The sequence below is a fragment of the Dyella tabacisoli genome (assembly GCF_003350925.1).
GTDB classification, from domain to species: Bacteria; Pseudomonadota; Gammaproteobacteria; order Xanthomonadales; family Rhodanobacteraceae; genus Dyella_C; species Dyella_C tabacisoli.
In genome coordinates this window covers 144,422-158,504 of sequence record NZ_KZ857179.1, presented here as the reverse complement: position 1 = coordinate 158,504, position 14,083 = coordinate 144,422, and the positions used below count along the sequence as shown (strand labels likewise).

Genomic DNA, 14,083 nt, shown 5'->3' with positions numbered 1-14,083 from the left:
GGTCACCGCTTCGAAGGGGCACCATAGCCGGCCTGGGCCGTTGTTCCGCAATAACCAAGCGTTGTGGCGGCGCTGACTTTCGCTTTTCGACAGACGGAGCAAGCATGGCTGCACCTGTTCAGAATGATGACCTGGATCACTTCTAGCCGCGAGGCCGCACTATCAGATTCCTTTGACGGTTCGCTTGATCGCCTGTAACTGCACTGACGCGCCGTGGTCTCCAGCGACCGCCGCGCTCTTGGTCTGCTGGATCGCCTCAACGGTCCGCCCTTCGGTCAGATAGGTATATCCGAGCCCGTTTTGCGCCGAGGCGGCCTGCTCCTTCGGCACCGCCGGGTCTCCGGCGGCCGCCGTAAAGGACACCTGCGCGGCCTGGGCGTTGCCCGCCGCCAGGTGAGCCCATCCGCATAACGCAGCATTGGATTTGCGGCAGGTGTCGGTTGCCACCGCCGAACTGTCGGCGGCGTTCATGACCTTGTCGACGGTGTCTCGTACGGCTTGTGGCGCCGGCACGATGGCGGCGTAAAGTTTCGCTCGCTCATCGTTGCCCTTCTGCAACATGGAAACCTGCGTCTTGAGATCAACATTGTTGTGCAATAACTGATCCATGACATCGCCCATCGCCGTCACGTCGACATACACCGTGCTGTTCGTTCCGTGCGTCGACACATCCACATGATTGTCGGCGGGGTGCGGCGTCAGGTCTGTTTTCATATGCGCAACGGCTTGCGGATACTTCTCGCCAAATGAAGGCTCGACGTTGACCGCGATCGTCATGCGCGAATTTCTTTGCCCGGACAGGTAATCCAGAAACAGCGGAACGACATTGGCCACACACGTCAGCGCGAACAGAATCGTGGCGTATTTAAAGCAGACCTTGAGCGCATCGACCGTCAAAGAAGTGAGGTTCTTGGCAACGATGCCGGCGATCGCACCGAGAAACAGGCCCAGTGCCAATCCAGGCAATCCGTATTTGAGCAGCGAGCCGAAGGCAGATATATGGTCCACGTCGAACTCCCCTTTCGCCGAGTTACACAACGCCGCCGGTGCGACTGTCCTGACCCCGCAACCAGGCTCCCTCATGCCGGGTCAGTATGGAACGCCGCCCTGCGGGCAACAAGGCATGGCCACGCGCGCCTTATCAACGCACATTGACGGTTATTTAAGGCTTGAGTGGCGCGCCCGGAGGGATTCGAACCCCCGACCAATGGCTTCGGAAGCCACTACTCTATCCGGCTGAGCTACGGGCGCATGATGCGTGCCGGCCGTGCGGTGTAAGGCGACGGCGGACGCGCAGTATAGCGGAGCTTCCCGCAGGCGCCACCCCAGGCATGAAAGGCGAAGAACCCGTTCACGCTCCCCGGCCGGCTCACGACCAGATTTTGCCAAGTCCTGGGTGTAGGCTGCGCCGGTCAGAGGGGAGGAGCATGAGCATGCGCACTTTCGCCCAGAAGCCGCAGGCGCAGACTGAGCCTGTATCCGCCGCGCATACCTCATCGAAGCCGACCAGCCATGAAGCCCAGGCAAGACCGGCAGCGGGAAATACAGCGCCGCCGCGCTCGCCGGGCATGGCTCACGATTTCAGCCGGATACCCTTGTTTCATCAAGCCTGCGCGACCGCCGCTCCGCCCACAGCAGAACATGAGCACGAGCTGGCCGAGCCGTCGCTCGCGACGGCGCACTCACTTTCGTTCCGTCTGCCCGATGCCACCGGCATACCACGCAACCTGCGCGCCAAGATGGAGTACGCGCTGGACGCCGATTTCTCCGACGTGCGATTGCACGCAAACTCCACCCGCGCATCGCATCTGCAGGCAGAAGCCTTCACCGAAGGACGCGACATTCATATGGCGCCGGGCTATTGGGCGCCCGATACGTCAAAAGGACAGCAATTGCTTGGGCACGAACTCGGGCATGTGCTGCAACAACGCAGCGGCCGCGTCAGCGCGACATCGCAACTCGGCGGCAGCGGACTCAATAACGACCCGGCTCTGGAGCGGGAGGCCGATGCGTTCGGCAGGCGGGCGATAAACACATCCGGCGACCATGCCGAAAGCTTCGTCGGCGCGAGTACCGCTCCGCTTACTGCAAGCGGAGTCATCCAGCGGCAAGGGCTACCCGCCAGCGCGGCCGTAGAGCAAGTGATGCAAGCGCTCGCGGTGGTCAGCCCCGTCGCCGGGGTTGGCGACTATACGGCAGCCTTTCGCATTCTCGATGGTTTGTCGGTTAACGAACTGATGACCACATTGGCCGAGCTGAGCAGCCGCCTCCAGCTCGAATCACTCATCACAAATGCCGGCGCGGCCAGGGCTTTCAACCAGACTCGACTGGTCACGGCGATGCAGGTCGTGCGGCAGATGCCTAACCTCAGCACGGCCCAGGCAACCATCACGGCTTCTGGCCTGCCTGCCGCCGACCAGCTCACCATGAATAACTTTGTGACCGCCTCACGACCGGCTGGCGCGGATCAACGCGCGATAGCTCCCGGCCCGGTGGCGGCACTGCCCGACGCCCCGACCGCGCAGCAGATCGGCTACGAATTGGAGCCCAATAGCCGCCCGGCACCCGCACCGCCTGCGGCACCGGCCGCACCCGCGGCGCCAGCGGGCGGGGCTGCACCACCGGCACCGGCCGCCGCAGCGCCGCCGGCTCCTGTCGTATGGGACGGCAAGGCCGGCGCGCCCAATGAAGCAGCGGCACGCGCGACGTTGCAGAGCCAGCTATTCCACGCCTTCGATGCCTATATAACTGCTTTTCGCCCGCAGACAGTCGCTGCACTATCCCAGCAGCACGTCTCCTTCAACACCCCAGCCCCAGCACCCGGAGCCGCCGCTGGAGCCCCTGCGGGCACCGGTGTCGTCGATATCGCGAATCAGGCCCGTGCGGTACTTGAAACACGCTATGGCACGTCGATGGACGCGGCGACGTCCAGCCCCGCACAAGTAAGTAAGCGTAGCGCCCGCGTGACTACCCCAGGGCCAGGACAAAACCTCTTCGATGCATCAAGCGAAGCGGATCGCAGCACCCTCGTGGGCGATGCGAATCTGGCCCATGGCGTCCCCTATTGGTTGTTCGAGCATGATCTTCCCGGTGGCACGGCCGGCGCCGCCGGTTCGCGGCATTTCGCTACGGATATCCTCGCCTCACACCATTACACACCGCAAGACGATCCTGGCAACACGTTCCGTTGGGCGGTATCGAACGCCTATACCGCAGCCCAGACCATCGGCCATCCCAATAATCAACGCATGCTCATCGATTATCGGATGACGGGGTGGAGCGAAGAGGGACAACGCGGCATCACCTTGCAATCAGGGTTTACTCCTGGCGCCAATCCGAGCACCTCGGAGCTTCAACAACGGTGGCAGGTCTTCAAATCCGCCACTCACGAGAGCCTGCATTTGCGCACGCACCCGGCCTTCACTGACGCCATACAAGGGCGTGGCTCCATGCAAGAAGGTTTCACCGAGATGTTCACCGTCTCGACACTCAATACCGATGTACTGCCCCGCGTGCGCTCCGGCAGTGTCGAGCCGCTGCGGCGCACCGTCGAAGGCGCGCAATCGACGCCCGCTCCCGACGCGACCCTGATTACCGACCGAGTCAGTCCATCGCAGTATGCCGAGCCACGCGCTGAAGCCGAGCGCATCCGCGACGGCGGTACTCCGCCCGGTGGCCCGGCGCATAGCGGCGTCGGCGAGTCGGCGGTACGTGCGGCGTTCTTCGAGGGCCATGTTGAATATCTGGGCCTGGCGCCAGCGGGTACTCCGCTCGCCACACTGCCGGCGGCGGGTGCTCCCGTGCAGACGCGCATACGACCGGGCATGGCAGGCCTCGACGATCTGGCGAGCCGCAGTGGCGTCCCGCGCGCAACGATCGAGCGAGATAACGCAGGTATCACCGATGCCTTGCCGGCAACCGCCGTACTCACCGGTTGCCGCGAACACTGGGTCGTTGCCGGCGAGACCCGCGCCAACATCGCTGCGCAAAATGGCGTAACCGAGGTGGCGCTGGTGCGCGCGAACCCGGATATACCCACCGATGCGTCCTACGCCTGGCCGACACTCAGTGCGGGGCAAAAAATTCTCGTGCCGGCGCACTGAGCGTCTCTAGACATTCCATAGCTCACTGGTGTGGTTCGCTCCCTCCCCTGCTGGCAGGGGAGGGGTGAGTCCTTGAGAAAGCGCTTCTGGAGAGGGCGGTGCTGGGGATCAACGTGCCTTGAGCAACTCGGCCAAACGATCCGGCTTGCTGCTGTCGCGCTCCAGGTGCGGGTACTTCAAGCCATCGTGATAGTCGATGCGCAGGGTCTTGTACTCGTCGAAGTTTTTCACCAGCAGCTCGACTGGCTTGTTCTTGTCTTTCGCGGCGGCGGTCACGGCGTCCTTGATCGCGTCGCCGGAGAACTCCTTGCCATTGACGGCGATCAACTTCATGCCTGGCGACACACCGGCCTTGAAGGCCGGGCCGTCCCACAACACGTCGGAGATTTCACCGGCCTTGGCTATCGATATGCCCAGCGAATAGGTCAGGCTGGTAAAGCCGCGGCGCATTTCGATCGCCTTGATCGCATCGGACGGCTTGTCGGTATAGACCAGCTTCCAGCCGCTGGCGTCGATACCGCCGGTCAGCGGACCATGGCCGTCCAAACGCTCGCGCAGATAGTTGGCCCAGTCATAGGGCTGGATATCGTTGAGGGTCTTGACCACGTCGTCGAAGGTGTAGGGGTTGACGTCCCATTTGCCGTTCTCCATGCCGAAGAAGGCTTTGGCGAAATCGTCAATCGTGCGTTTGTTGCCGCTGAGCTGACGCAGCTTGCCGTCGACATCGAGCCAGATCATCTGGCCGCCGGAGTAATAGTCCTCGCTCATCTGGTAGTTGCTGTAGGGCAGCGGCCGGCGCTGGGCGATGATCGGATCGTTGGTGGTGTCTTGAATATTGCGCCACTGCTGCAAGCCCGGACGACCTTTGTCGTAGCTGGCGGCGACGAAGGCAAGCATGTCGCGTGCTTCTTCGGGCTTGACCAGACCCGAGCGTGCCGCCATCACATTGCCCCAGAACTGAGTCTGGCCCTCATACACCCACAACAAGCTGTCTTGCATCGGCACGTTGAAACTGGGCGTGGCCAGATCGGCGCCACGACGGTATTTACCGTCCCACGAATGGTTGAACTCATGCGGCAGCAGATCGCGGCCGAGCGCACCCTTCTCCCATTCGGTGAAGTAACCGGGGCTGACGCCGTTTTCGCTGGAGCGGTGATGCTCCAGACCATTGCCGCTCATCTTGTCACTCAGCGAGAGCAGGAAATCGTAATGGTCGTAGTGATGCGCGCCGTACAGCTTGTACATCTGCTGCACCAGATTCTGATGCAGCTTCAACTGTTCGGGCTTGATCTCCAGGTACTTCGCTTCGTCGGCGACGATGTTAAGAAACACCGGCGTCTTCGCACCCGGATCCAGATCGACGCGCTTGAAATACTGACCGGCATAGATCGGCGAATCGACCAGATCGTCATAGTCGATCGACTTGAAATGCACCGTGTCGCCCTCGCGCGTAGCCACCTCAAGCGCGCTGCCGAACTGCCAGCCGGCAGGCAACTTCACGCTGGCCTCGGCCTTGATGCGGCTGGTGTAGTAACCGGCCGGATACATCGTCACCGTGTTCCACTGCAGATTGAGCATCTCCGGCGTCATCACCACACGGCCCTGGCGGGGGTCTTGCGCCGACAGAAACTGGAACTCCACTTCCACGCTGCTCGCGCCTTGCGGCACCTCGACATGAAACGCATAGACGTTCAGCGGATCGCGCTTCCACGCCAGCGTCTTGCCGTTCGCGCTCACCTTAAGGCCAGCCATCTTGTCGATCGGACCGCTGGGCGAGTGATTACCCGGCAACCACTGCGGATACAGCAAAGTCAACGTGCCCGGCTGTGCCGGTACCACTTCGTGCACGCGAAACACGCGGCGGGCGAGGTCGGTGGCGTCGACGTTGATTTTCAGAGTGCCATCGAAAGGCACATCCTGCGGCGCCGGTACATCGGCGATGGCGGCAAAGCTGCTCAACCCTAAGGCCGAAACGAACATGGCGGAAGCAAGGCGCGAAACTTTCAAAGCGGTCTCCTGTGGAATATGCCGTGCAACGCTGCTTCGCTGTACGGGAGCTGACCACATGATGCTAGAACGCCGTGCCGCGCATCACACCATGCCAGAGGTCATGGAGCAGTACTAACGCATACAGATGCTCACTGAACCGCAACAATCTTGTGCTAGGCGCAGAAAGACCATCGCAAGACAATTGCCATTATCCTAGGCATTCCGCGTTCCCCCGACGCGGGCCGCCGCGACCTTGCCATCCCCATGGTGTCGCGCCAGGCAACCCCAAATAAGAAATGGAGCTATCCATGAAAAAGACCCTGATTGCGGCCGCTTTGGCCGTTGCTAGCGTTTCTTCGTTTGCCGCTGCGGCGAGCGAAAACAACCAGCTCGACAACTTCTTCGTTGCCGGCAACCTTGGTAAGTCGGACTTCCGCACCAGCTTCGACCACAAGAACAGCGTGTTCCAGAACGTGCGTTTCGGCTGGCGCTGGAACGGTATCGTCGGCGCGGAAGTGGGCTACGCCTACCTCGGCCGCCCGAAGTCCTCGGACGGCATCACCACGCTCTCGGCCAAGACCCAGGCTGCCACCATCGGCGTCAACGCTAAGTACGACTTCTATCAGAATTGGTATGTCACCGGTCACGGCGGCTACCTGCGTTCGCACATCGACGCCAAGCTCGTCTCCGGCGGTTCCAGCATCAGCGAGAAGAGCTGGAACAACGGCTGGTACGCAGGCGTGGGCGTCGGTTACAACCTGACCAAAGACGTCAGCCTCGGTATCAACTACGACAATTACCACGTCAAGTACGGCCGCGGCGGCGCCAACCTGCCGCAGGACAACGTCAACGTGGCAACGTACTCCGCTTCGGTGGAATACCGCTTCTAAGCTGCACGCTTCATAGCAATGATCGACAACGGCCGCCTTGTGCGGCCGTTGTTTTTTCAGGCCCTATCGATGGGGCATCGCTATGGGCAGACCGATTCCGGGCTCACTTTGTGGAAATCGCCGGGGCTGGACATACCTTCGCCACTGGATTTGAACGTGAGAAAGAAGCCGGTCTGCGTGGCGAAATTTCCATTGAGCCGCCAGCCTTTCGGCGCGTGATAGATCACCCCCCAACCATCAATGACGATCGCCTGCACTTGCTCGGGGGCCGACCGGCCAAGCAGCTTGCTCAACTCAGCACGATCAGCCAGCCGGGCCTGCTCGACGTTGCCATCGGCATCGATGAGCGGAAGCCAGCCGCAAGACTCGTCGTCTTTTTCGATGGATACCAGCAGCCGTCCATTTTCCCTGACGACTTTAAAGATCGGTTCGATCTCATCGTTGGGGGCGAAGATGCCGATGAAGTCAGCGGCATCTTCTTTGGCATGGGCCGCCAAGACCGGCAGGCAGGAAAACAGGACTGCCGACATCCATCGTATGGCCCGTCGCGTCCACGGCCTCATCATTTCCATGCGTCTTTTCAGCCCTGCTTTTCCAGCTTGCTGTGCCGGATGCCGTAGCCGAAGTAAACCAACAGCCCCAGGCCCACCCAGACCACGAATACACCCCAGGTAACCAGCGCCAGCTCAGACAACAGCCAGATCGAAAAACCGATACCGATCAACGGCACCCACGGCACCCACGGCGTGCGGAATGAGCGCGGCAATTCGGGCTTGCGGATACGCAGCATAATCACCGAGCTGCAGATCACGATGAAGGCCGACAGCACGCCGATATTCACCAGCTTCGCCACCTCGCCCAACGGCAGCGAACCCGCCACCAAGGCGGTAAACACACCCAGCGCGATGGTCGGGCGATGCGGTGTGCCGTAGCGCGGATGCACCTTGGCGAACCAGCCCGGCAACAATCCGTCGCGCGACAGCGCAAACCAGATACGCGCCGCGCCCAGCATGAAAGCAAACAACACGCTGGCGATGCCGATCACCGCCGATATTGAAATCGCCACCGCCACCCAGTGCAGGTTCAATGCCTTGAACGCATCGGCCACCGGCGCATCGGAGTTAAGCGTCGGATAGTGCGCGATGCCGGTAAGCACCAGCGATACCGCCAGATACAACACCATCGCCACACCCAGCGACAACAGCACCGCACGCGGCAAGTCGCGCTGCGGGTCCTTCGCCTCTTCGGCGGCCGTCGTCAGGGTGTCGTAGCCAAACACGGCAAAAAACACCACGGCGGCAGCGGTGGTGACGCCTTTGAATCCGAAATGACCCACGCCATCCGGGCCGACCACTCGTGCGGGAATAAAGGGATGCCAGTTGGCCGGATCGATATAGAACACGCCCACGCCGATCACCAGCACCACGGCGATCACTTTGACGGTGACGATCAAGGTATTCAGGCGCGCACCCCATTCGGTGCGCATGGTGAGCAAGGTGGCCACCGCCAGCGTGATAAGTGCCGCGATGACATTGAACACGCGCCCCTCACCCGTGTGTGGGGCACCCTGCGCCCACACCGGCAAGGTGATGCCCGCCGCCGCCAGTAGCGACTGCACATAACCCGACCAGCCAATCGCCACTACCGCCACGATGAGTGCGTATTCCAGCAACAGATCCCAGCCGATCAACCAGGCCGCCAGTTCGCCCAGCACCGCATAACCATAGGTGTAGGCACTGCCGGTCACCGGGATCAACCCGGCGAACTCGGCATAGCACAAAGCCGCCGCCGCACTGGCGATACCGGCGATCAGAAACGACAACGCCACCGCCGGGCCGGCGTTCAACGCCGCTTGCTGACCGGCCAACACGAACACACCCACACCGATAATGCCGCCGATGCCGATGGCCGTGAGCTGCCACAAACCAAGCACTCGACGAAAATCGCCGCGCCGGCCCACCTCCGATTGCAACTGTTCGACCGACTTGTGGCGTATCAGCCTGCTCAGCAAAGTCATTGAGTAATCCCCGAGAAACGAGCCGCGATCATAGCGAATGCAGCGCGGCGTGCCGCGATGGCCGCTTGTGCAGCGCGCCAAGACGCGCGCGTATGCATGCCGCACCATGCGCGGCAGGGGAAACGGCGGTCGCGGTCAGGTGCGTTGGCGCCCGGCATAAGAGCGCCACTCAGACATCGCTAGCTAAGGAGGAGCAGCACAAGATGACTATTCTCGTGAGCAAGTTTCCTACGGGCAGGCTTGCCGCCTGCATCGGCTTGGCATGTGCCAGCGCATGGTCCAGTCATGCCGTGGCCCATGGCACCGCGCAAGACACCGCACAACCCGGTACGCAACCCACTACCTCAGCGACACCGGCCAAGCCGACCGAGCTGGGCAAGATCACCGTGACCGCACAAAACCGCACGCAGGAAATGCAGCAGGTGCCGATCGCGCTGAACATCCTCACCGCCCAAAACATCGACACCGTCGCGGCCACCGATCTCAGCCGTCTGAACCTGTTCGTGCCGGGCCTGGTGGTCGATGCCACCGACCCCACCCAGCCGACTTACCGCCTGCGCGGCATCGAAACCAATGACTTCGGCATCGGCACCGATTCGGCCGTCGGCATCTACGTCAACGGCGTGTATCAAACCCGCGCCGGTGGCGCGCTGATGGCGCTCAACGACGTGGCACGGGTAGAGGTATTGAAAGGCCCGCAAGGCACGCTGTTCGGCCGCAACACCGCCTCCGGTGCCATTTCGATCATCACTAACGAGCCCACCGACAAACTCGAAGGCAAGGCACGGATTCGCTTCGGCGAGTACGGGCGGCGCTACGCCGACGCGCTGCTCAACGCCCCGATGGGCAAGGACATGGCCTTTCGCCTGAGCGTGCTCGATAACCAGAGCAACGGCTGGCTGCGCGACGCCGCGACCGGCCGGCACTATGGCAAAGACGACGAATGGGGCGCCCGTGCGGTATGGCGCTGGAACCTGACGCCCGATACGCGCGTGCTGCTGTCATGGGACCACGACCGGCTCAAACAGCCCTCGCGCATCGATATGGGGCTGATCCCGCTGTCGCGCGATACTCATCAGCGTCCGCCCTTTCCCGCCAACCCGGCCAATTTTCTCGATCCGCTGCATGCTCCGTTCTACAACGACAGCGGCGACGGCCGCGAGGCGCGGCAACTCAACTCCGGCACGCTCAGCATCGATCACAGTTTCGGTTGGGGCAGCCTTACCTCCACCACCAACTGGACCGGCTACCGGATGTCGCACATCGAAGACGGCGACGGCACCGACCACATCGTCAGCCATCTCGATACCGGCGTACTCGGCAGCGGCCATACCTGGTACCAGGAGTTCAAACTGACCGGCAACAACGATCTGCTCGACTGGGTCAGCGGCGTCAGCTACTACCAGGAGCAAGCGCGGCAAACCAGTTTGGCGCGCGCCACCACCGACACGGTCGATACGCTGGCTATCCATAGCGGCCTGCCTACAGGTACGCCGGACGGCAGTGTGTTCGGTTATTTCGACTCATTGCTGCGCTCGTTCGGCCTGCCATACCGGCTACTCGGCGACCCGTGGACCGAAAGCGTCTATAACCACGGCAACTTCAAGTCCTATGCCGCTTATGGCGATGTGATCTGGCATCTCAGCGACCGTCTGAACCTCACCACCGGCCTGCGCTACACCCGCGATCAGAAATCGTTCGACTGGTACACCCCGTCGCGCTACGCACCGGCGCTGGACCACACGCTAGACCAGCTCGACCAGGCCGGTGTGCTGGCACTCGCGGCGCAATTGGCTGGCACCACGCCGCAGCGATTGCGCGCAGGCCTGTCGCAGAACCTGGTCTTTACCGACGCCATCGGCCAACAAGTACAGCGCCGCAATCGCTGGAGCGATGTCAGTCCGCGACTGGTGCTGGACTACAAATTCACCCCCGACGTGATGGGTTACGCCTCGCTGGCCAAAGGCTACAAGGCCGGCGGCTATAACGGCGTGCAAGTCAATTCCGAGTTTTCGCCAGAGAAAGTGTGGAACCTGGAGACCGGCGTAAAGAGCGTGTTCCCGGACCAGCATCTGCTGCTCAACGCATCGATCTACTACTACCGCTACAACAACCGCCAGACCCTGCAACTGGTGCCGCACACCGGTGGTGCCGGCATTCCGCAATACCGGGTCAGCAATACCAACCAGGAAGCGAAAGGCCTGGAACTGGAAGCCCAATGGCATCCATTGGACGACCTGCGGCTAGGCTTCAACGGCACCTACATCGACTCCAAATATCGTCATGCCATCGCCGCCAGCGGCATCGATATTTCCGGCCAGCCGGTGGATGAGCCGAAGATCTCTTACACGCTCAGTGCAGGCTTTACCTGGCATGGCGTGATCGGCGGCAACCTGGCCTTCGATGCGCAATATGGCTATCGCGGCCGCACACGCTGCAATGCCGATTCGATCTATCAAGGCAAATGCGCGGTGCCGACGACGGCGTTCGATCTGGGCGAGGCCAGCCGACGCACCGATCTTAGACTCGATTGGACGTCTAATAACGACCGCTGGGGTGTCGGCGCCTACGTCAACAATCTGTTCAACCAACGCTATGTCGGCACCATCAACAACGTCACCGCCCTGCTCGGTACGCCTTATGCGGAAAACATCACCCCACCGCGAATGTGGGGCATCGAGCTACGCGCCAAGTTTTAAAACACTCCCGGCATCGCTCGATCAACAACGTGACATGCGCAACGCCCCCGCGTTGAGCACAAACAAGCGGTAGGTTGGGGTGAGCAAAGCGAACCCCAACGTTGCGAGACCTTGAGGTTCGCGGCGACGTCGAACATGGCCAACGTTGAGGTTCGCGGTGATACCCAACACGGCCAACATTGAGACTCGCCATGACTCCCAACACGGCCAACATTGGGAATCACGGTGATTCCCAACGTCGCGCAACGTTGGGGTTCGCTTTGCTCACCCCAACCTACGAAGCCACGGTAACGCTGTTGCGCTTAGCGCAAACACGAGAAGCAAAGCGACAGCCAGCGGCATCGCCAGGTGCTCCAACCCGAACCAGCGCCCGCTGGCCAGCGGCACGATAGCTGTTGCCAGCACGCGTACGCCTTCCAGCCAGAACGCTTGCCGGCGCCCTTCCATCAACGCACCAAGCACGCACAGGCTAAATACCAGATAGCCCGCATAGGCCAATAACGTAGGCATGCCCGCACTGCCGGCCATCTGCAGAAACTGCGTCGCCATTGCCAGCAATAGCGCAAATTGCACCAGGCAATACCCTATCAGCGCGCGCGATATCGGTGGCTCGAAGCGCTTGCGGCGAAGATCGAATGCCGGTTTCGGATAGCGCTCGGCCACATCGGCCGGCCGCCAGCCGGGTGGCTTCAGCCACACCAACAGCTTGTCGCGCCAACGCCGCGCATGCCAGCAGTCTTGCAGGGTGGCCCAGTAAACCTCGGCATTGGCCCATAGCGGGTTCCAACTGCGCAGCGGCGAGCGGGTGCCGTACAGCGGCGGATCATTGTCGTCTTCTTCGACGAAGCTGCCGAACAGCCGGTCCCACAGAATCAGGATGCCGCCGTAGTTGCGATCCAGATAGCGATCGTTCACCGCGTGATGAGCGCGGTGATTGGAGGGCGAGCAGAACACGCGGTCGAACCAGCCCAATCGCCCCACCATCTCGGTATGCACCCAGAACTGATACAGCAGATCGATCAGCGCGACGACCACAAACACTTGCAGCGGATAGCCGAGCAACGCCATCGGCAAATAAAACAGCCAACCCAGCAGTGCGCCGCTGCTGGTCTGGCGCAACGCGGTGGACAGGTTGTAGTCCTCGCTCTGGTGATGCACCACATGCGCGGCCCACAAGATGTTCACCTCGTGGCCGCAGCGATGCAGCCAGTAGTAAAGAAAGTCATACAGCAGCAATCCGCTTGCCCATACCCAGAGGCTGCCGGGCGACAACGTGAACAGCGCCAGATGCTCCACGCACCATGCATAGATGCCCAGCGAAAGCACTTTGGCGAACACCCCGACGATCTGCGAAATCACCCCCAGCCCGATGCTGTTGATGGCATCGCTGCCGTGATACGCCTTGCGCCCGCGCAGTTTCGCTACCAGCAGTTCCAACGCGATCAACGCAAAGAACACCGGCGTTGCCAAGGTAATGATGAGCTCGGGTGTATTCATATCGGTTTAAGCTGGCTCTGCCGCGACACCGAGCGTGCGATCAGCCACAACGCGGCCCAGTAACTGCTCAGCACCCATAAACTCGCCAACGGCAACGCCGCGCGAAAGCGATCCCATGCCAGCAAGCTGTCACTGATGACGAACAATACCGCGCCGATAACCGCGAGTCGCGCAGGCGCCGCCAGCGGATCGCCCCGTTCGCGCAATCGCACGGCACGCGCCAGGGCCTGCACCAACATGGTCAATAGAACCGCCATATAGACGATCACCGGCCCGCGTAGCGGCGTCGCCAAAGATGGCCACAGTATCCATAACGCCAGCGCGCCATAAGCCAGGCACAGCACTCCTTGCCATGGCCCCGTGGTGAACGGCAGACCGCCGGCGAAGGCGGCGATGAAACAAGCATGCGCCAGCAAAAAGCTGAGCAAGCCGGCAATAAAAAGGTCTTGCGGCAGCATCAGAAAGATATCGCCGAGCAAGGAGAAGCCGATGCCCGCCAGAATAAAGCGCCGGTAACGCACCGATATGGGCAACACGGTTCGCCAGGCCAGCAGAAAAATCAGCGCGGTGGTCAGTGGCTTGCACAGCCAGTGCAATAGCTGCCAACCGTCTGCAGCGGAACTCGTCAGCAGCGCGCCAAGGATGGCCCCCGCCGCTGTCATGATCGTGGCCGCCGCAAGCCATGGGCGTTGTGCGGTCGATTGAGTGACTTGCGTTGTCGCCATGCGCGATGCCTGTGAAAAAGGATCTTTCGAGCATAGTAACGCTACGGCAAGAGCGCCCCCTCCCAACCTCCCCCTACAAGTAGGGGGAGGGGCCAACAGCTCGCCTCATTGGGTCCCTCCCCGGCTTCGCAGGGGAGGGTTGGGGAGGGGTGCTTTTAGCCCC

Annotated in this window: 9 protein-coding genes and 1 tRNA gene; 3 read left to right on the top strand and 7 right to left on the bottom strand. The window is 61.6% G+C overall.

Features of this window, described 5'->3' with window-relative positions; genetic code table 11:
• Positions 1 to 162: 162 nt before the first annotated feature.
• Positions 163 to 957, bottom strand: a complete 795-nt coding sequence (locus DVJ77_RS15680; protein WP_162791519.1) for a hypothetical protein — start codon at positions 955 to 957, stop codon at positions 163 to 165.
• Between the two features lie 217 nt (positions 958 to 1,174).
• A tRNA-Arg gene (locus DVJ77_RS15675) sits at positions 1,175 to 1,251 on the bottom strand.
• A gap of 182 nt (positions 1,252 to 1,433) precedes the next feature.
• Between DVJ77_RS15675 and DVJ77_RS15670 the strand changes: the two genes are divergently transcribed.
• The gene (locus DVJ77_RS15670; RefSeq protein ID WP_162791518.1) at positions 1,434 to 4,103 is read left to right on the top strand and encodes an eCIS core domain-containing protein; all 2,670 of its coding nucleotides are present in this window, start codon (positions 1,434 to 1,436) and stop codon (positions 4,101 to 4,103) included.
• 108 nt (positions 4,104 to 4,211) lie between these two features.
• Here DVJ77_RS15670 and DVJ77_RS15665 read toward each other — a convergent pair whose 3' ends face one another.
• A complete protein-coding gene (locus DVJ77_RS15665; RefSeq protein ID WP_191983710.1) occupies positions 4,212 to 6,083 on the bottom strand; it encodes a M61 family metallopeptidase in 1,872 nt (623 codons plus the stop codon).
• Positions 6,084 to 6,400: 317 nt separating this feature from the next.
• Between DVJ77_RS15665 and DVJ77_RS15660 the strand changes: the two genes are divergently transcribed.
• Positions 6,401 to 6,982, top strand: coding sequence for an outer membrane protein (locus DVJ77_RS15660; protein WP_162791517.1), 582 nt, complete (start codon positions 6,401 to 6,403; stop codon positions 6,980 to 6,982).
• 80 nt (positions 6,983 to 7,062) lie between these two features.
• Here the strand turns inward: DVJ77_RS15660 and DVJ77_RS15655 are convergent, their stop codons facing one another.
• Entirely contained in the window at positions 7,063 to 7,512 is a 450-nt protein-coding gene (locus tag DVJ77_RS15655) for a hypothetical protein (protein ID WP_114846452.1), read from the bottom strand.
• A gap of 50 nt (positions 7,513 to 7,562) precedes the next feature.
• Entirely contained in the window at positions 7,563 to 8,999 is a 1,437-nt protein-coding gene (locus DVJ77_RS15650) for an amino acid permease (protein WP_114846451.1), read from the bottom strand.
• Positions 9,000 to 9,202: 203 nt separating this feature from the next.
• On the opposite strand from DVJ77_RS15650, the gene DVJ77_RS15645 reads away from it, so the two are divergent.
• Positions 9,203 to 11,698 carry a TonB-dependent receptor gene (locus DVJ77_RS15645; protein ID WP_114846450.1) on the top strand — a complete coding sequence of 832 codons (2,496 nt, stop codon included), beginning with the start codon at positions 9,203 to 9,205 and terminating at the stop codon, positions 11,696 to 11,698.
• Between the two features lie 264 nt (positions 11,699 to 11,962).
• Here the strand turns inward: DVJ77_RS15645 and DVJ77_RS15640 are convergent, their stop codons facing one another.
• Together DVJ77_RS15640 and DVJ77_RS15635 are read right to left on the bottom strand one after the other, a co-directional pair.
• On the bottom strand, positions 11,963 to 13,195 hold the full coding sequence (locus tag DVJ77_RS15640; RefSeq protein ID WP_114846449.1) for a sterol desaturase family protein: 1,233 nt from the start codon (positions 13,193 to 13,195) through the stop codon (positions 11,963 to 11,965).
• Positions 13,192 to 13,920, bottom strand: coding sequence for a lysoplasmalogenase (locus DVJ77_RS15635; protein WP_114846448.1), 729 nt, complete (start codon positions 13,918 to 13,920; stop codon positions 13,192 to 13,194). Before DVJ77_RS15635 ends, DVJ77_RS15640 begins: the two co-directional genes overlap by 4 nt.
• Positions 13,921 to 14,083 lie beyond the last annotated feature (163 nt).

Coding starts and splice junctions, on each gene's coding strand:
- DVJ77_RS15645 (WP_114846450.1), top strand. CDS start 9,203: ATGACTATTCTCGTGAGCAAGTTTCCTACGGGCAGGCTTGCCGCCTGC.
- DVJ77_RS15650 (WP_114846451.1), bottom strand. CDS start 8,999: ATGACTTTGCTGAGCAGGCTGATACGCCACAAGTCGGTCGAACAGTTG.
- DVJ77_RS15660 (WP_162791517.1), top strand. CDS start 6,401: ATGAAAAAGACCCTGATTGCGGCCGCTTTGGCCGTTGCTAGCGTTTCT.
- DVJ77_RS15640 (WP_114846449.1), bottom strand. CDS start 13,195: ATGAATACACCCGAGCTCATCATTACCTTGGCAACGCCGGTGTTCTTT.
- DVJ77_RS15635 (WP_114846448.1), bottom strand. CDS start 13,920: ATGGCGACAACGCAAGTCACTCAATCGACCGCACAACGCCCATGGCTT.
- DVJ77_RS15670 (WP_162791518.1), top strand. CDS start 1,434: ATGCGCACTTTCGCCCAGAAGCCGCAGGCGCAGACTGAGCCTGTATCC.
- DVJ77_RS15655 (WP_114846452.1), bottom strand. CDS start 7,512: ATGTCGGCAGTCCTGTTTTCCTGCCTGCCGGTCTTGGCGGCCCATGCC.
- DVJ77_RS15665 (WP_191983710.1), bottom strand. CDS start 6,083: ATGTTCGTTTCGGCCTTAGGGTTGAGCAGCTTTGCCGCCATCGCCGAT.